The organism is Hymenobacter qilianensis (genome assembly GCF_014489555.1).
Taxonomy (GTDB): Bacteria; Bacteroidota; Bacteroidia; order Cytophagales; family Hymenobacteraceae; genus Hymenobacter; species Hymenobacter qilianensis.
This window is the reverse complement of the sequence record NZ_CP060784.1, coordinates 1,442,206-1,459,717: the sequence shown is the minus strand read 5'-3', so window position 1 is coordinate 1,459,717 and position 17,512 is coordinate 1,442,206. Positions and strand designations below refer to the sequence as shown.

Genomic DNA, 17,512 nt, shown 5'->3' with positions numbered 1-17,512 from the left:
TAAGGCTGGAGCATGCGTTGCAATAACGTAAATGATCAGAGGAGAGGCACCATTTCCCTGCATTCTGATGAGCTGATGGCGACGGCAAGCTGGCTTCCTGTGCAAACCAAGCCTCAGCCCGTTGGAGCATAAAGCGGCAGCTTTTTCTGTTCCTCGCCGTTTTCTTCTTAACTATCCGTCCATGAATCGTAAAAATCTGCTGCAATGGCTGCCTTTCGCCATTCTGGCCCTCGTTCTGCTCACCGACCTGCGTCCGATTGTATTGGGAGGCATGCAGCGCGGGTTGCTGGCCACCGGGCTATGGAAGCCTGATCTGCCGACGTTAGCTACTGGCGCGCCAAAAGATAAAACAACGACCACCGGCGGCGGGGCTTACCCCCACAATCTGACTCTGGTTACGCTGGGGGCAAAAGTATGAACCTGAGTGAGCTGAAAGGGAAAGTAGTATTTGTGAATATGTGGGCGAGCTGGTGCCCGCCCTGCGTGGCCGAAATGCCGGGCATACACGCCTTGTATGAGAAGGTAGATAAGACGAAAGTCGCGTTTGTGATGATTTCGCTCGACGAAAAACCGGCAAAGGCACAGGCGCTGCTCAAGCGTCGGGGCTATATTTTCCCGGTGTATTTTCCTACGGGTCCGCTGCCGGCACCCTTCAATTCCAGCGCCATTCCTTCTACCGTCATCCTTGGCCCAGATGGGCAGGTAGCGGCCCGCCACGACGGCATGGCCGAGTACGATACCCCGGAGTTTAAAGCAGCGCTGGAAAACTTATTTGTTCCTAATGGCTGAGCATAGCACTACAGCCGTGGACTATGCGCCACAAAGGGCTCCAGCCGGACGCGCAACGACCGGGGCGCGAACTGCTCCGGCTCGTCTGGCAGACACTTTACCAATTCGGCAAACTGTGCGCTCGCCAGCAGGTGCCCGGCCATACCCCAATGCGGGTATTCACGCCGGGGCCGGCGGGAGCGCGTAACCACGGTTACCTGCCGGTGCCGGGTATCGGCTTGAATGCGGGCAAATAAGTTTTCTACCTCTGCTTCCGCTCCTTCCAATATCTGAGCAAAGTGCTCACCATCGTAAAATAAAACCCCCGTGATATGATGGATAGAGTTGAAGTTGCGGGCTTGCGTAACCAAGGACTGCATAGCCTCTGCACTTAGCGGTGCTACAGCTCGGCTGACATAGATTAGTTGATAGAACATAGCGGCCCGCGCGCAACAGGGCTTCGCCGCTAACCACGGCTGGGGTTGCGCTTGGGTAAGAGAAGATACACAATTAGCGGCACTTTATGCTCCTGCAAAAACACCGGAAAGAACGCCGCTGACAGGAATTTGAACGGCTGGCGGCGGTAAATAAGAAAAAAACCCGGACCTTGTATATTACGTTGACGTGTTGCAGGGAGCAGATTTGCCCCCCACGATCAGGCAAACGAAGTACATTACTATCTGAGCCACACCCTATAGCGTTGATGGTATTCTACCGGTGCAGGGGTAATGATGACCACGTAAGGTGTGCCCTTACACGGATCACAAATCGGGTTGTACGCCCTTAGAAGCGCTACTATTCGTAGAAATGAAAATTTAAATTAACCAGACTGACCCTTTTTGGCCAGTCTTGACGTTAGCTGTTTATGTCCACTTCAGTTAAGCGCCCACGGGCGCGCAAACCCATCGAAACTACTGGCCCCGCAATGTCGCATGCCGATCACCTGCTTTCCCTGCACACGCGTGAGCAAGGCAAAACGGTAATGTACAAACAAGACGCCTGGGGCCATGTTGAAACGCGCTTCGTGCGCACTCAAAACGTGCCCGTTTGGGAAGCTAAAGGCTTCACAGTTCGTTAATACTTAACTCCCCTTCCAACTTCGCTTCCTGATTCTATAGCTGATCAATAGCTGAACCAGTAAAGCCTTGTCTGATAGCCTGCACTCCCAAAGTGCGGGCTTTGTCATGTTAGGCTGTTTAGAAATTGTGTAGTGCCTTGGTTATCACAAGGCAAAAACCATAGGCTGGGGGGCTTTTTTTATCATCCACAGTTGCTCAACCGCACGTTGCCGGTGCGCGCTCAGCAGGAGCAGATTCTGGTAAAATGCGGGCTCAGCCAGCACCTACGCCTTTCGGCCCAATTTCTGTTTCTTGCGTTGGGGCCGCGACGGCGATGCTACACTCTCTGGTTCCACTTGTGATTATCCGCAGCATTCCCCACTTCTGTTTGCAATACGACCAAGTGCTGAGTGTGCTGCGCCTGGAGTGGATAAATGGCCCCGATATGAGCGGGCTTCATACCAGCTCTCAGCAGCTGCTGGGTCTGATCCGAATGTTGCAGGTGCGCCACCTGCTGATCGATATGAACACCGTACCCGACTTATCCCTGGCCGACCAGGTATGGCTCGGCGACCATTGGATGCCCGAGCTGGTAACACTGACCCTCGAGCGGCTGGTGCTGGTAATCGATAGTTTTCGGGTGCACAATCAGCTGGCTATCGACGCCTTACACGATCTGGTGCAGCCAGGTATCCGCTTCGACGCGCAGTACTTCACCGACTCAGAGGCGGCTTTGCACTGGCTTACTGATGGATCACGCCGTCTGCCCGCGCTGGCAGCCGAGTGGGACGCGCGCCACAGGCTGGCCCGCTGAAGCCAGTGGCGCGCGTCGTTCATTCACTGACCACGACAGCCATCTGATTATTGGCCGCATTAATGGCCAGCCGACTAACTTTATTCAGGCCGGGTGCTGTTCCCGTCATCTTTACCGGCTTCCAGCCATCGCGGTGCCCAGGCCGGCAGGCGTAAATCTGCTGTCCATTGCTCATTAGCATCAAACCATTTTTTGTCCAGGCCAGATCTTCGGACCCCTCCAGCGCCGGCCCCAGAATGCTGATAGCTTGGGTGTTGGTATCAAACCGCTTAATCAGCCACTTGCCTTCCGGCGTTTTCTCCAGAAAACTAAGGGCCGTCTGATTGGGGATTTGTTTCAGCGAGCGGCCAATGTTGCGGGCAATGATGGTGTCGCTGTTGGTTGTCAGGTTGAGGTAGTGCAGCTCGCTGCTGGGCGTTGCTAGCGCGTACACCAGCAGGCGAGATTGGTCAATCCAGACATGATATCCCACTTTCAACTTGTCCACCAAAATAATAGGCGGGCCACCCTTCAGGGGGTATTTGCCTAAGTCCTGCTGCCCATTGTCGCGCTGGATAATGCAGGAGAGAAACTGTTGATCGGCCGTGAGCAGGGGCGAATATTCCCGCTCACGCGTAGCCGTAATCTGCTGCGTTTGGGCAGTTTTATAGTTGTAGGATTTCAGGTCGGTGCGGCTGCTATCCGTGCTAGACGAGTAGTAGAGCAGGGGCAAAGCGGGGTGGAAAAAAGGCTGGTTATCGTAGCCTTTGTGCGGAGTAATGTTGCGCGGATTAGATAGTACCACCGTATTGCCTTTCACCGACAAGTCAACTAGATAAATGTCGGTGTCTGCCTGCGCCGAGGCCAGGAAAGGGAAAAGGCAGCAGAGAAGGAGGGCTAGTCGGTTCATCAGGGGAGGGGCTACGAAAAGTGAAAGTAAGACTAGTTCATGAAATATGGCTTTTTGCCTGGAGCCGCTTACCTTGTTCGTGGCTGCGCCCACTTTGTGCCCGGCTAGTTGTTATGAAAAAACAATACGCGGCGAGTCTGATTTTGCTCCTGGCACTGGTAGGATTTGCGGGCCCCGATTCGGGAGTGCATAAGGTGCGGCGCTACCGCCAAACCCATGAACTGACTCTCTTAACGGAGTATATGCAGTTTCTGGCCATCCCAAATGTGGCCGCGGATAGCGCCAATCTGCGCCAGACGGCCAGCTTTATTCTGGGCATGATGCAGAAACGGGGTATTAAAGGGCAGCTATTGCCAGCGAAGACCCCAGGCGTGCCGCCCGCCGTGTATGGCGAGGTGCGTACGCCCGGTGCCAAGCGCACCATTGTATTTTATGCGCACTACGATGGTCAGCCGGTCAATGCGGCGCAGTGGGCCAGTGGGCTAAGTCCTTTTAAGCCCCAGCTAACCAGCGCTGCCTTGACTCATGGGGGCAATTTATCCCGATGATGCAGGCTGGGGAAACGTCCGGGCCCGACTGGCGCCTCTACGCCCGTAGCAGCTCCGATGACAAAGCCGGCGTGATGGCCATTCTGGCGGGCTATGAAGCTTTGGTGCAAAGCAAGCAGCGGCCCGGTGTCAACATCAAATTCTTTTTCGAAGGCGAAGAAGAGAAAGGCTCGCCGCACCTAAGCGAGATTGTGGAAGGTAACCGCGCCCTGCTCGCCTCCGACCTCTGGATTATTTGTGATGGGCCGGTACATCAGTCGGGGCAGAAGCAGGTGGTGTTCGGCGCTCGGGGCGACGTAAATGTGGGCCTCACCGTGTATGGTCCGAAGCGGCCTCTGCACAGCGGGCACTACGGCAACTGGGCCCCCAATCCGGCGCTGGCGCTGGCACAATTGCTTGCTTCTATGAAGGATAGCACCGGCCGCGTGACCATCGAGGGCTTTTACGACGACGTAATTCCCCTTACTGCCAAGGAGCAGCAGGCCCTGAGCCGCGTGCCTAACCTCGACGCGGCTATCCAGAAGGAGCTCAGCTTTGCCCGGGCCGATGGTGGGGGGCAAAATTTAAGCGAATTAATCAATCAGCCTTCGCTGAACATAAACGGTATGCGCAGCGCAAATGTGGGTGCGCAGGCGGCCAACGTGATTCCCACCACCGCCGAGGCAACCCTGGATCTGCGTCTGGTGCTGGGCAACGACTGGGAGCGGCAGGTAGCCAAAGTAGTAAGCCACATTCGGCGCCAAGGCTTTTTCGTGACAACTCAAGAACCCACTGACGCCGAGCGGGCCCGCTATCCGCGCATCGTGCGCCTAACGCCTCACACCGGCTACAATGCCGAACGCACTTCCATGGATCTGCCTCTGGCTCAGGAAGTAGTGGTAGCCGTGCAGCGCACAAGCACGCAGCCGGTGGTGCAGGTACCTACCTCAGGCGGTAGCCTGCCGCTGCACGTGTTCAAGAAAATAAACGCGACCACGCTCACCGTACCCGTGGCGAACTACGACAACAACCAGCACGCCGAAAACGAGAATATCCGATTGGGCAACCTCTGGGACGGGATGGAAACCATGGCCGCGATTATGCAGCTGAAGTAGCGCGGTTTCATAACTATATCAGCCCTTTCTGCATACACACGCTGTTTTCACCGCCCACATATTGTCCATAATTGGGGATGCGCTGATAACCACTTCTTTCGTAAAGGCGGATGGCTTCTGGTTGCTTCATTCCGGTTTCCAGTACACAGCCTCTGTAGTGTAACTCTCGGGCCCATTGCTCCAACTCCGTCAGGACTGACGCTGCGACGCCCTGGCCGCGCAAGGCTGGCTGCATATACATGCGCTTGATTTCCACCAATTCGCCGGTAAATTCCTTGAAAGTTCCGCAGCCCACTGGCTCGTCGTGCTGATAGGCTACCACTGTGTGCTTAATTGCTTCAACCTTATTGAACTGGGCGTAAAAGGCATGGTCGGCGCCGTCGCGCGCTCCCAACTCGTGGTCGAGCAATTGTACTAGCGCCCGAAAGTCGGGGTTGTCGGAGCTTGTTCGGATGAGGCGTAGCATGGAAGTTTAGGTTGCTATCGGGCGAAGCAGTTGTATCAAAGATTCTCCCCCAGCTACAAAATACCATGTGATTAGGATTTTACTTGTTTTTATTTTTGAATACTAAAAAATATTTACACCATATCCTTCTCTTCCTTCGGCGCAAGTGCTTATATCTGATGATAGATTTGTAGTGAAATACGCTTTAGCATCTTCAAAGTTTTTTAGTATAAAGTATTTTTCAGTTTGGTTGTTATATATTATTAAATATTGATTATAAGCATAAAAATTCTTTTTTCCATATGTGATAGTTGTTAATCCTTTTTCGTTATAACTTAATCTGTTTGTCCGGACATCCGCTTTTATATAGGTATTTTTATAAATTTTTTGTAACGCTCCAGCTAGATCCCACTCACAATCAAATATAGGAGCAGGACCTACATATGGGCATATGCCGTCTAATATTAATGTGTTTTTTGTGGTGAGTTCTGGACCCCTTCTCTGTAGAGAATCAAGTATCTTTAGTTGGCTAATGTACGACCTTGAAAAGAATGTGCTGATTGCGTAGTTAGCAATGTATCCGGATCCACACAAAACGGAAACGGGAAAAGCAAAAATGAAAGTTTTGATGTTTTTATTCCTTATATGAAAAGATGCTAATCCAATTGATCCAAAAAAGCATGCTGATACTCCTATTGCAGCCGCAGTTGTAACCCTGTTGTTAATTCCAGTAGGAGTAGGTGACAGATTATTGGCAGTTAAGAATATAGAATACCCCATTAAGTAAATCACTGCTCCTGATAAAATTGTAAGCAGCCAAAACCTTCTTGTATAAGCCTGAATTTTAAATTGGATAAGGTACAAAAATATTATTAAAGAAAGAGAAAGGGCAATAAAATATGTATTTCCGCTAGTGCGAGTTTGAAACAAATGCCATATGTGCTTAGGTAATTTAAATCCATATGTATAAAAGTCATTTATGGCAGCCGATTTAAAAGCTTGTGTAATACTTATTAAATAATTAGAATTATATCCACCTATTCGCGTAGAGTAATGAACTTTGAATAAAATACACAATAAATATATTAGAACGCTTAAAGAAATTATACCTGCGCATTTTAAACCCTTGCTACGGCATTTCCACCATGTTATTAAAAAATTCAACACGAATAGTGGTACTATAACTTCATACGCCAATATTGAAATTGCTAGGCTAGCTAAGCTTGTCAATAGCCATTGCCAGCTACTCTTGCCTTTTTCTAATGATTCTATATATTTCATATTAGCATATATGTTAATAAAGAAAAAGCATGTACTAACATTAATAGTAAAACTTGCTACCCACATTCTAGTTGTAGAGTAATGAGGTAATAAAGTGTATATAAGAGGTATTGTGAACGCTGCAATACGCGGAGCATTTAATTTGTTTAAACTTAAGTAAAAATATATAACTAAAAGGGATAAGAAAAACAAATTACTAATATGATAGCCAAGCGGCGATGTGTCAAAAAACCAATATAATGAAGACAATTGTATGACTTGGATGGGGCGAGTTATAAGTATGTCTTTATATATTATAAAAAAATCGTATATGAACGTCAATAATCCGCTCGATTTAATATTTGATAATACTCCCAAGAATGCCCAGTCATCACTATAAAACCCTAGGTCAAACAAAAAATAAATTTGTAACGAAATTGTGGCTGCTAATAAGAAAGCTATGTCAATAAGCCGATGATTTTTAGTGATAAAGTATTTTTGCATTTAAGTGGCTTTAATTTAATTGTGACTGTGATTTTAATGATAATCTCATATGCAAACTACATCTTTGTGCGCTCTAAAATACATACTTTTTTTGCATAAAAAACTAACACTAATCTTACTGGTAAAGCTGCAAGACAACTAACCGCGCAGCTACCTGTTTGATGCTATGCACCTTACTCTCCGCACCCACGTAGCCCAGTCGCCGGCTCAGGTCATGGCCGGCTTCACCCGGGAGCTATTCATGCAGCTGGCGCCGCCTTTCCCCGAATGCGCCTGCACCGCTTCGACGGCAGCCGCCGCGGCGACCAGGTGGAGATTGAATTAGTGGTAGGACCCATTAGCCAGAGCTGGACCAGCCTGATTACCGATGATGGCGTACTGCCCAACGGCACTCATTTTTTCGTGGATGAGGGCCAAAAGCTCCCCGGCCCATTGCGCTTCTGGCGCCATCGCCACCTGATGCAGCCCAGCCCCGATGGCGGCACTGATATCATCGATGCCGTAGAATACCGAACGGTTTCGCCGGTGCTGGATGCGCTGCTCTATCCGGTGATGTGGGCGCAGTTTGCGTGGCGCCGGCCTATTTATCGTCGGCTGTTTCGGTGAGGGGCGCGGATTGGCGTACTTTTGCTCCCCAGTTCCCTTTTATTCCTTGCCGCTATGCCCGCCATCGTCACCCTCAAACCTGGTAAAGATCAATCCTTACGCCGCCTGCACCCATGGGTGTTTTCGGGGGCTATTGCCCGTATGCAGGGCCAGCCGCAGGAAGGTGAGGTGGTGATTGTACAGGCCTCCAACGGCGAACAGCTGGGCATGGGCCATTATGCGCCGGGCTCCATTGCCGTGCGTATGCTGGGTTTTGGCCCGGAGGCTACAGAACCAGATGCCGCCTTTTGGCAGGGAAAGCTGCGCAACGCCTACCAGTTGCGCCAGCGCTTAGGCCTGACAACGCAGAAAACAAATGCGGAGCAGCCAACTAGGAAAAAAGCCCCCAGTCGGCCGACAGCCATGCTACCGACGTTTACCGCCTGATCCATGCCGAGGGCGACGGCCTGCCGGGTCTGATTGTGGACGTGTACGGCGACGTGGCCGTATTGCAAGCGCACAGCGCCGGTATGTATCTGGCCCGCCCGCAAATTGCGGAAGCTTTAAAAGCCGTGCTGGGTGATAAGCTACGGGCCATCTACGATAAAAGCGCTGAAACCGTACCCGCAAAAGCCGCCCCCGACGCGCAGAACGGCTACTTGCTGGGTTCTTCCACCGGCACCGAGCATCTGGTACACGAAAATGCTCACCCATTTGCCGTTGATTGGGAAACCGGCCAGAAAACCGGCTTTTTCATCGATCAGCGCGACAACCGCGATCTGCTGGCCCGCTACTCCGCCGGCCGCCGCGTGCTGAACACGTTTTGCTACACGGGGGCTTTTCGGTGTACGCCCTGCAAGCCGGCGCTACGCTGGTGCACTCCGTGGACAGCTCCAAGCGCGCCATCGAGCTAACTGAACGCAACGCGGCCCTCACCGGCCTGGAAGACAAGCACGCGGCCTATGCCCAGGATGTGTTCACGTTTATGAAAGCCAGCGAAGAGCAGTACGACCTTATCGTGCTCGATCCGCCGGCCTTCGCTAAGCACCTCTCAGCCCGGCACAATGCCCTGATGGGCTACAAGCGCCTGAACGCGGCCGGCCTACGCCGCATCGCGCCGGGGGGCATTTTATTCACCTTCAGCTGCTCGCAGGTAGTTAGCCGTGAGCTGTTTCAGGGTGCCGTGTTGGCTGCCGCTATCGAGGCTGGCCGGCAGGTGCGGGTGCTCCATCATCTCACCCAGCCCGCCGACCATCCGGTAAGCTTGTTCCATCCCGAAGGCGAGTACCTGAAGGGTTTAGTGCTGGCGGTAGAGTAAGGCAACGCTGTTTTTACAGCTCTGACCAAGGCTAAGCGCATCACCTCGTAGATAAAAATTATCTGTGTCGTAAACATATGTCATACTATGTCGTATATTTACGTTATACTTCATAGTTAGTGTATGACCTACGCCAAAACCACCGCCTTTACCGAGGAGCAGCAACAGCTGGCCCGCGTGGCCAAAGCCCTGGCTCACCCGGCGCGGGTGGCTATTATTCAGTTGCTGGCCTCCAAAAGAACCTGCATTTCCGGCGACATCGCGGCGGAGCTGCCACTTTCGCGCACCACGGTTTCCCAGCACTTGCAGGAGCTGAAGGCCCTGGACCTCATTCGGGGCGAGATTGACGGACTGACCGTTTGCTACTGCCTAAATACTGCCCTGCTGCAACAGGTACATCAGCAGTTTACCGGCTTTTTTAATGAGGCTACCACCGGCGCCGCATGCGGACCGGAAGATGGGTGCGCCTGCTAGTATTTTTCACCTCACAAAGTAAGAAAACATGAAAATCTCTGAAATGAAGCAGTCTTTGACAGGGCTGGAGGCTATTAATTTCCGTCTGCCCAACGGTGAATATCTCCCCTCGCATTTCCACGTGACGGAAGTGGGTTTGGTAACCAAGCATTTTATTGATTGCGGCGGTGTAGAGCGCAAGGAAACGGTGGCGAACTTCCAGCTCTGGGAAGCCGGCGACTACGACCACCGACTCGCGCCGCAGAAGTTTCTGCACATTCTCAACCTCTCGGAGAAGATTCTGGGCCGCGACGATCTGGATATCGAAGTGGAGTATCAGCAGGATACCATTGGCAAGTTCGGGTTGACATTCGATGGCCAGGATTTTATTCTGACGGCCAAACAGACTGCTTGCCTGGCTCAGGATGCCTGCGGTATTCCGGCGGCCCAGCAGTTTGCGCTGCCCCAACTGCAAGTAGCCGGCTCCTGCTGCGCGCCCGGCGGCGGTTGCTGCTAAGGCGGTATCTGTGTTAGCTTACTCCAGCTTCTGCTTGTTCGCTTGTAGCCGGCTGACTCTGGGGGCTTTTTTAAACTTCTGCTTAGCGTCACCCCATGACCCCAACTCACCCGATTCATCCGAGTCCACCGCCCGAGGCCATAGCCCAAAAAAAGCTCTCCGGCCTCGATAGAGGACTGACGCTTTGGATATTCCTGGCCATGGGTCTGGGTGTGGCCTTGGGCTACTTCGTGCCGGGCGTGGAGCGGGCCGTCGATTACTTTACGGTTGGTACCGTGAATGTGCCCATTGCCATTGGCCTCATTCTGATGATGTATCCGCCCCTGGCTAAGGTAAAGTACGAGCAACTGCCCACGGTTTTTAAGAACACCCGCATCATCGGGCTGTCGCTGGTGCTGAACTGGCTGGTGGGGCCGCTGCTCATGTTTTTTCTGGCCATCTGGCTACTGCCCGATAAGCCGGAATACATGATGGGCCTGATTCTGATTGGTATTGCCCGCTGCATTGCCATGGTGCTGGTGTGGAACGACTTAGCCGATGGCAGCCGCGAGTACGCCGCCGGACTGGTGGCGCTGAACTCCATTTTTCAGGTGCTTTTCTACTCCGTGCTGGCCTGGCTGTTTATCACCGTGCTGCCGCCGTATTTCGGCCTGAGAGGCTACGCCGTAAACATCGGCATCTGGGATATTGCCCAGAGCGTGCTCGTGTATCTGGGAATTCCGTTTCTGGGGGCTTTTTATCGCGCCTGATACTGCGTCGCCTTAAGGGTGACGCCTGGTATGAGCAGGTATTTATCCCCGCCATCAGCCCGATTACCTTGATTGCCTTGCTGCTGACTATTGTGGTCATGTTCAGTTTGAAGGGCGAGCTGATCGTGCGGATTCCGCTGGATGTGCTGCGCATAGCGCTACCGTTGGCTTTGTACTTCGGCATTATGTTCGTCGTCAGCTTTGCGGCCGGCAAGTGGCTGGGGGCCGATTATGCCGAAAATGCTTCCATCGCCTTCACTGCCACCGGCAACAATTTTGAGCTGGCTATTGCCGTGGCCATCGGTGTATTTGGCCTGAACTCAGGCCAGGCATTTGCCGGTGTCATCGGCCCGCTGATTGAGGTGCCGGCCCTGATTGCGCTGGTTAATGTGGCGTTTTGGTTTCGCCGCCGCTGGTACGCCGGCCGAACGGTAGCCCCGCAAGCTTAATGTTCGTGTTGCGGAGCAGAAGATTTTTCACCATTCGCAATGAACAAATCCATATTCCACATCGCCAACATGGACTGTTCCGCCGAAGAGCAGCTCATTCGGATGAAGCTCGTGGGAAATGAAGCCGTGGAAGGGCTACACTTTGACTTGCCGGGCCGGCAACTGACCATTTTTCACACTGGCGCCGTGGAGCCTTTGGCTAAGACGTTGGAAGGGCTTCGGTTAAACAGCACACTAATCGCGACGGCCGACGCCGGCCTAGCCGAGCTGACCGAAGACGCGCCCGCTGACCGACGGTTGCTTTGGACGGTGTTGGGCATCAACTTCTTCTTTTTTGTGCTGGAAGCCCTGACGGGCTTTCTGGCCCACTCCATAGGCTTGCTGGCCGACGCCCTTGATATGCTGGCCGATGCACTGGTATATGGCTTGGCCTTGTACGCTGTCAGCCGGATTGTAAGCACGCAAAAACGGGTGGCCAAGCTCAGCGGATATTTTCAGCTCGCCCTAGCCGTGGGTGGGTTGGTCGAGGTCCTGCGACGCTTCGCAGTCGGGGAGCAAGAGCCGGACTTTGGCTTAATGATGGGCATCTCGGCGCTGGCGCTGGTGGGCAACTCGGCCTCGCTGTACCTGCTACAAAAGTCGCGCAGCCAGCAGGTGCATATGCAAGCCAGCCAAGTGTTTACTTCCAACGATGTAATTGCCAACATGGGGGTAATCGTGGCTGGCGGGCTCGTGTATGTTACTGGCTCTGCCTGGCCCGATCTACTCATCGGACTTGTGGTATTCGCGCTGGTCGCGCGCGGGGCCTTCCGTATTTTTCAACTCGCCAAGTAGGCTGAATATCAGTAGTTTATTTGTTCTATTTCAACCAAAGCCACGATGCCTGATAAGAAAAACGTGCTGGTGCTGTGCACCGGCAATTCCTGCCGTAGTCAACTCATGCACGGCTACCTGACCAAGTATCTGGGCGAGCAAGCCAACGTGTACAGTGCCGGTATCGAAACGCACGGCGTCAATCCCAAAGCCATTCAGGTGATGCAGGAAGATGGCGTGGATATCAGCCACCACACCAGCAACTATGTAGACGAGTACGCGGACGTGCCGTTCGACTACGTCATCACCGTCTGCGACAACGCCCGCGAGGCTTGCCCGGTGTTTCCATCTTCCGCCACTACGCTGCACCACAACTTCCCCGACCCTGCCAAAGCCACCGGCACTCCTGAGGAAATCCTGAACCAGTTTCGGGCCGTGCGCGACCAGGTGAAAACGTACGCTCAGGATTTCACGCAGCGCTATTTCAGCTAAGCAATAGTATTCAGTAACCCTCTATGGACCCACTTTTTCGCGACGTACTGGTAATTGGAGCAGGGCAGAGCGGCCTGTCGGTGGGCTATTATCTGCGCCGAACCGGCTACTCATTTGTACTGCTCGACGACCAGCCGCAGCCAGGCGGTGCTTGGCCCCACGGCTGGGACTCGCTGCGGCTGTTTTCGCCGGCCGACGTCAGTTCGCTGCCGGGCTGGCTGATGCCGCGCCCCGCTGATAACAGCTATCCTACCCGCGACGCTGTAATTGATTACCTGACTCAGTACGAGCAACGCTATGAGCTGCCGGTACATCGCCCGGTGCGGGTAATTGCCGTGCGACGCGACGCAGAAGGGTTTGCAGTAGAAACTGATAAGGACACCTGGCACACGCGGGCAGTGGTCTGTGCCACCGGATCGTGGTCTAACCCTTACATTCCGAGCTGTCAGGGGCAGTCAGATTTTCGTGGGCTGCAACTGCACTCGGCCCACTACCACACACCAGCGCCTTTTGCCGGAAAGCGGGTGATGGTGGTAGGTGGCGGCAACTCGGGTGCGCAAATCTTAGCCGAAGTCTCGCAGGTTGCCCAAACCAAGTGGGTGACAGAGTATGAGCCCCGATTTCTGCCGGACGACGTAGACGGCCGGGTATTGTTCACGCAGGCCACCCAGCGCTACCAAGCCCAGGGCGGGGCCGCAGCAGCGCCCGCTCCTTCCTTAGGGGACGTGGTAATGGTTGATCCGGTCAAAGAGGCCCGAAAACGGGGAGTGCTGCAGGCAGTGCGGCCGTTTGTTCGATTCACCCCGAGTGGCGTTATCTGGTCTACCGGCGAAGCCGAAGCTTTCGATGCTGTGATCTGGTGCACCGGTTTCCGCCCGGCGCTGGCGTTTCTGGCGCCGCTGGGCGTGCTGCAGCCCGATGGGCGCGTGGCTACCGAAGGCACCCAGGCCACCGCGCTGCCGGGGCTGTGGCTGGTAGGTTATGGCAGCTGGACGGGCTTTGCCTCCGCCACGCTAATTGGTGTGGGGCGTTCGGCCCGGGCCACCGTGACTGAGATTCAGCACTTTTTGTCTACTAGTACTCCTTCCTAATTCCTGGCTGCTATGAATTGCGACGTACCTGCTCTCTGGCTGGCGCATAAGGATGCGCTCCGCAACTACATCCGCAAACGTGTGCCCGATGAGGCGCAAGCCGCTGACTTATTGCAGGATGTATTGCTGAAAGTGTACGGCTTCTGTCAGGCCCGCTCCGGGGTGGCCAATATCCGCTCGTGGCTGTTTCAAATTGCCCATAATGCCATTGTGGACGCCGCACGCAAAAACCGTCGGCTGCGGCCGCTGGATGAAGGCTTTGATGTAGAAGCCGAATCGGAAAGCGAAGCCTATCAGGAAGCCGCAGATTACATTCTGCCAATGATTCAGCTGCTGCCTCCGGCTTATGCCGAGCCCCTGCGCCTAGCTGATGTGGAAGGCGTTAAGCAGCAGGATATTGCCCGGCAGCTAGGCCTGGGCTTGTCGGCCACGAAGTCGCGGATTCAGCGGGGGCGGGAGATGCTACGGGACTTATTTACTGAGTGCTGTTTGCTCGAAACGGATGCGCAGGGGCACTTGCTGGGATTCGCGATTCGGAGTGATTGTGGCTCCTTGCAGACCTACAAACAGACGTTAGAAAAAAAGTAAAAAAGTCTGCGTCTTTTGAGCGGGCTGGTCGTCATGACGGGGAATTTAACCTCTAACCCCACATAAACCGACCATGAAACGCTTCCACGTCAACGTCCGCATCAAAGACCTCACTGAATCGGTAGCCTTCTACACAGCGCTTTTTGGCACGGCGCCCACCGTGTTGAAGGAAGATTACGCCAAGTGGATGCTCGAAGATCCACGCATCAACTTCGCTATTTCACTCCACCCCGAGAATGCTGGCATTGAGCACCTTGGCATTCAAGCCGAAAGTCCCGAGGAGTTAGCCGAAGTATATGGTCGCCTCAAAAATGCCAAGGCCGCTGTCCGCGAAGAAGGCAAGTGCACCTGCTGCTACGCCAAATCGGAGAAAAGCTGGATTACGGACCCACAGGGCGTCGACTGGGAGGCTTTTTATACGTTCGGTTCGGCTACGGTGTACGGTGAGGGCCAGAACGCCCGATCCACTGCCCAGCCGCAAAATGCTTCAGCAGAGTAAAAAAGCCCCCAGCCGACTTTGTGCGCCACCAGATGCACTTTGGTGAACCCAAAGGCCAGAGTGTTGAGTTAAGATGGGTGTATTTAGTTCTGCTCACCAACAATTCTGGTGCAGTAGCGGTAGAGTTCAGCAGCGTGCCCCGCCAACGTAGGCGGAGCGTGCTGCTGAACAGCTATTTTTAGGCCCATCAGGGCTACGTACACACCCAATTGGCGTGAAGCAAACCAGCATAAAAAAGCGCACCTCCGCTTCTTCTCTCAAGCAACCCGCTGCCATTATCGGGGCGGGCATTGCCGGTATTGCTACAGCCGTGCGACTGGCGCTCAAGGGGCATGCCGTCACGGTATTTGAGGCCCAGGAGTCGTTTGGGGGCAAAATGTACCAGTTTGAACTGCCCGGCGCCTACCGTTTCGATGCTGGTCCGTCGCTGTTCACCTTGCCCCAACTCGTCGACGACCTGTTTCGGCTAGCTGGCCGCGACCCGCAGGACCACTTTCGCTACGAGCGCCTCGACCCCATTACGCACTACTTTTTTGCCGACGGCACGCGCCTGAAAGCCTGGGCCGATGAAGAAAGGTTTGCCGCCGAAGTAGAAGAAAAAATGGGTGTGCCGGCTGCCGACGTACTGAGCTTTCTGCGCCGCAGCGCCTCTGCCTACGAGGCCACGGAAAGTACATTTCTGCATAAATCGCTGCACAAAGCCGCTACGTATCTCAGCCCCGAAGTGCTGCGGGCGGTAGCGGCGCTGCCGGGGCTGGGCCTTACGGGCACCATGCACCAGCGCCACGCCAAGGCCTTCAACGACCCGCGCCTGGTGCAGCTTTTTGACCGCTTCGCCACCTACAACGGCTCCGACCCTTATCAGGCGCCCGCCACCCTTAGCCTGATTCCGCATCTGGAGCACGGAATTGGGGCTTTTTATCCCGTGGGGGCATTTATAGCATTGCCCAAAGCCTCGTGGGGCTGGCCGAAGAGTTGGGAGTGGAGTTTCGCTACAATGAGCCCGTAGAGGAAATTCTGACTGCCACGGGCCGCGTTACCGGCGTGCGTACGCCCCAGGATGTGTACGACTTCGGCCTGGTAATCAGCAATATGGATGTGGTGCCGACGTATCGCCGGCTGCTACCGAAGCAGCCCGCGCCCGAGCGCACGCTCAGCCAGCCGCGCTCTTCCTCGGCCCTTATTTTTTACTGGGGAATCGCCCACGAGTTTGCCGAGTTGGACCTGCACAACATCTTCTTCTCCCAGGATTATCAGCAGGAATTTAAAGCCATTTTCGAGCACAAAACCGTCAGCGCCGACCCGACGGTGTACGTGAACGTGACGTCCAAAAAAACGCCCCCCGACGCCCCCGCCGGCCATGAAAACTGGTTTGTGATGGTGAATGTACCTCACCACCAAGGGCAAGATTGGGATGCGCTTATTGCTCAAACTCGCCAGGCTGTGCTTGATAAAATAACCCGCACCTTGGGCGTTGCCGTAGAACCTCTCATTCGGGCCGAGCGGGTCTGGGACCCGCGTGGAATTGAGGAGCGCACGTCATCTTTTGGGGGCGCTTTGTACGGCAGCAGCTCCAATAATGCGCTGGCCGCTTTTCTGCGTCATCCTAACTTTTCACGCCAACTGGAGGGCTTGTACTTTTGCGGCGGCAGCGTGCACCCCGGCGGCGGCATTCCGCTTTGTTTGCTCTCAGCCAAAATAGCTGCTGAGCTAATCAAGGGCTGATGGAAGCAGTACGCATTGTTTCTGCTTCTACTACACAACCAAGGCCTGCCAATCGCCGCTATTAGGTTTTAATTGATAATATCTTCCTCTGTGTCTTTTTCCGAATCCACGCAAAGCTTGCCCATCGCGCCGCCTACGGGCACCGATCCAGGGCAACGCCGTTTGCGCATAGCTCAGGGCATTCTGCTCCTGTTTCACGTCACGGGCTTTCTGGGCTTGGCGCTTTCCCAGGATCCCAGCTTTTTCCTGCAGTTCACGCCTCTCAACTTAATACTGACAGCGGCGTTGCTGCTGGCTTTTCACCCCGACCATAGCCCCACATTTATCTGGTTTAGCTTGGTAGTGATGGTGGTGGGCTTTTTTGTGGAAGTGGTGGGCATCAACACGGGCTACATATTTGGGCAGTATACCTACGGCGATACGCTAGGCATAAAGGTATTGGGCGTGCCGCTGCTGATTGGCGTAAACTGGTGGATATTAACGTATTGCACTGGCGTGTTGGCCCGTTACCTGCCGCTGCCTAGCATTGGACGTGCAGTGGTGGCCGCTCTGCTTATGGTGGGCCTCGATGCCTGTATTGAGCCCATGGCCGGCCCGCTGGATTTCTGGCAATGGCAATACGACCTGATTCCGCTACTCAATTTTAAGGGCTGGTTTATCATTTCATTTATTTTACAGATTTATTTCAACCGCACACAGTTCACTAAACGTAATGCACTCGTGCCGTTTGTGTACCTATTGCAGCTACTATTCTTCTTCGGATTAGGGTTGGTGAAATAGAAGGATAAAAAATTAGAAATCATCTTGTTAATGAAGGAATGCGCGCGTATTGCGCGCTTTTCCTGTGGCTATA

The 17,512-nt window shown here is 53.9% G+C and carries 22 protein-coding genes and 2 pseudogenes; 20 read left to right on the top strand and 4 right to left on the bottom strand.

Annotated features, from left to right (window positions below):
* Positions 1-181 precede the first annotated feature (181 nt).
* Both H9L05_RS23320 and H9L05_RS23315 read left to right on the top strand, forming a co-directional pair.
* The gene (locus tag H9L05_RS23320; RefSeq protein WP_223284783.1) at positions 182-418 is read left to right on the top strand and encodes a hypothetical protein; all 237 of its coding nucleotides are present in this window, start codon (positions 182-184) and stop codon (positions 416-418) included.
* On the top strand, positions 415-789 hold the full coding sequence (locus H9L05_RS23315) for a TlpA family protein disulfide reductase (protein ID WP_223284782.1): 375 nt from the start codon (positions 415-417) through the stop codon (positions 787-789). Before H9L05_RS23320 ends, H9L05_RS23315 begins: the two co-directional genes overlap by 4 nt.
* Before the next feature lie 8 nt (positions 790-797).
* Here the strand turns inward: H9L05_RS23315 and H9L05_RS06665 are convergent, their stop codons facing one another.
* The gene (locus tag H9L05_RS06665; protein WP_187733514.1) at positions 798-1,205 is read right to left on the bottom strand and encodes a BLUF domain-containing protein; all 408 of its coding nucleotides are present in this window, start codon (positions 1,203-1,205) and stop codon (positions 798-800) included.
* Positions 1,206-1,633: 428 nt separating this feature from the next.
* Between H9L05_RS06665 and H9L05_RS06660 the strand changes: the two genes are divergently transcribed.
* On the top strand, positions 1,634-1,846 hold the full coding sequence (locus H9L05_RS06660) for a hypothetical protein (RefSeq protein WP_133274492.1): 213 nt from the start codon (positions 1,634-1,636) through the stop codon (positions 1,844-1,846).
* A gap of 368 nt (positions 1,847-2,214) precedes the next feature.
* Entirely contained in the window at positions 2,215-2,640 is a 426-nt protein-coding gene (locus H9L05_RS06655; RefSeq protein ID WP_187733513.1) for a hypothetical protein, read from the top strand.
* 19 nt (positions 2,641-2,659) lie between these two features.
* Here H9L05_RS06655 and H9L05_RS06650 read toward each other — a convergent pair whose 3' ends face one another.
* Entirely contained in the window at positions 2,660-3,529 is an 870-nt protein-coding gene (locus H9L05_RS06650; RefSeq protein WP_187733512.1) for a TolB-like translocation protein, read from the bottom strand.
* Between the two features lie 113 nt (positions 3,530-3,642).
* On the opposite strand from H9L05_RS06650, the gene H9L05_RS23310 reads away from it, so the two are divergent.
* Positions 3,643-4,077: a hypothetical protein gene (locus H9L05_RS23310; protein ID WP_223284781.1), complete on the top strand. Its 435-nt coding sequence runs from the start codon at positions 3,643-3,645 to the stop codon at positions 4,075-4,077.
* Complete coding sequence (locus tag H9L05_RS06645; RefSeq protein ID WP_223284780.1) at positions 4,074-5,171, top strand: M20/M25/M40 family metallo-hydrolase; 1,098 nt, start codon at positions 4,074-4,076, stop codon at positions 5,169-5,171. Before H9L05_RS23310 ends, H9L05_RS06645 begins: the two co-directional genes overlap by 4 nt.
* A 13-nt stretch (positions 5,172-5,184) precedes the next feature.
* Here the strand turns inward: H9L05_RS06645 and H9L05_RS06640 are convergent, their stop codons facing one another.
* Both H9L05_RS06640 and H9L05_RS06635 read right to left on the bottom strand, forming a co-directional pair.
* On the bottom strand, positions 5,185-5,637 hold the full coding sequence (locus tag H9L05_RS06640; protein ID WP_187733511.1) for a GNAT family N-acetyltransferase: 453 nt from the start codon (positions 5,635-5,637) through the stop codon (positions 5,185-5,187).
* A gap of 102 nt (positions 5,638-5,739) precedes the next feature.
* Entirely contained in the window at positions 5,740-7,380 is a 1,641-nt protein-coding gene (locus H9L05_RS06635) for a hypothetical protein (RefSeq protein WP_187733510.1), read from the bottom strand.
* A gap of 267 nt (positions 7,381-7,647) precedes the next feature.
* Between H9L05_RS06635 and H9L05_RS06630 the strand changes: the two genes are divergently transcribed.
* The 14 genes and pseudogenes from H9L05_RS06630 to H9L05_RS06575 all read left to right on the top strand — a co-directional run bounded on the left by H9L05_RS06630 (position 7,648) and on the right by H9L05_RS06575 (position 17,439).
* Positions 7,648-7,986: an SRPBCC family protein gene (locus tag H9L05_RS06630; protein ID WP_223284779.1), complete on the top strand. Its 339-nt coding sequence runs from the start codon at positions 7,648-7,650 to the stop codon at positions 7,984-7,986.
* A 54-nt stretch (positions 7,987-8,040) separates the two neighbouring features.
* Positions 8,041-8,412 (top strand): hypothetical protein, encoded by a 372-nt coding sequence (locus H9L05_RS25965; RefSeq protein WP_317175138.1) that lies wholly within the window; start codon positions 8,041-8,043, stop codon positions 8,410-8,412.
* A gap of 35 nt (positions 8,413-8,447) precedes the next feature.
* Complete coding sequence (locus H9L05_RS25960; RefSeq protein ID WP_317175137.1) at positions 8,448-8,879, top strand: class I SAM-dependent methyltransferase; 432 nt, start codon at positions 8,448-8,450, stop codon at positions 8,877-8,879.
* A complete protein-coding gene (locus tag H9L05_RS25955; protein WP_317175136.1) occupies positions 8,789-9,283 on the top strand; it encodes a class I SAM-dependent rRNA methyltransferase in 495 nt (164 codons plus the stop codon). The genes H9L05_RS25960 and H9L05_RS25955 overlap by 91 nt, the downstream gene beginning before the upstream one ends.
* Positions 9,284-9,406: 123 nt before the next feature.
* Positions 9,407-9,757, top strand: coding sequence for an ArsR/SmtB family transcription factor (locus tag H9L05_RS06620; protein ID WP_187733509.1), 351 nt, complete (start codon positions 9,407-9,409; stop codon positions 9,755-9,757).
* Between the two features lie 28 nt (positions 9,758-9,785).
* On the top strand, positions 9,786-10,253 hold the full coding sequence (locus tag H9L05_RS06615) for a DUF6428 family protein (protein WP_187733508.1): 468 nt from the start codon (positions 9,786-9,788) through the stop codon (positions 10,251-10,253).
* A gap of 95 nt (positions 10,254-10,348) precedes the next feature.
* Positions 10,349-11,451: pseudogene (gene arsB, locus H9L05_RS06610) on the top strand (ACR3 family arsenite efflux transporter).
* A gap of 39 nt (positions 11,452-11,490) precedes the next feature.
* A complete protein-coding gene (locus tag H9L05_RS06605; RefSeq protein ID WP_187733507.1) occupies positions 11,491-12,285 on the top strand; it encodes a cation transporter in 795 nt (264 codons plus the stop codon).
* 45 nt (positions 12,286-12,330) lie between these two features.
* Positions 12,331-12,756, top strand: coding sequence for an arsenate reductase ArsC (locus tag H9L05_RS06600; RefSeq protein WP_187733506.1), 426 nt, complete (start codon positions 12,331-12,333; stop codon positions 12,754-12,756).
* Positions 12,757-12,779: 23 nt separating this feature from the next.
* Positions 12,780-13,847, top strand: a complete 1,068-nt coding sequence (locus H9L05_RS06595; protein ID WP_187733505.1) for an ArsO family NAD(P)H-dependent flavin-containing monooxygenase — start codon at positions 12,780-12,782, stop codon at positions 13,845-13,847.
* Positions 13,848-13,859: 12 nt separating this feature from the next.
* Positions 13,860-14,435 (top strand): sigma-70 family RNA polymerase sigma factor, encoded by a 576-nt coding sequence (locus tag H9L05_RS06590; protein ID WP_187733504.1) that lies wholly within the window; start codon positions 13,860-13,862, stop codon positions 14,433-14,435.
* 73 nt (positions 14,436-14,508) lie between these two features.
* Positions 14,509-14,934 (top strand): ArsI/CadI family heavy metal resistance metalloenzyme, encoded by a 426-nt coding sequence (locus H9L05_RS06585; RefSeq protein WP_187733503.1) that lies wholly within the window; start codon positions 14,509-14,511, stop codon positions 14,932-14,934.
* Positions 14,935-15,148: 214 nt separating this feature from the next.
* Positions 15,149-16,659, top strand: a pseudogene (gene crtD / locus H9L05_RS26775) (1-hydroxycarotenoid 3,4-desaturase CrtD).
* A 90-nt stretch (positions 16,660-16,749) separates the two neighbouring features.
* Positions 16,750-17,439, top strand: a complete 690-nt coding sequence (locus H9L05_RS06575; RefSeq protein WP_187733502.1) for a carotenoid biosynthesis protein — start codon at positions 16,750-16,752, stop codon at positions 17,437-17,439.
* Positions 17,440-17,512 lie beyond the last annotated feature (73 nt).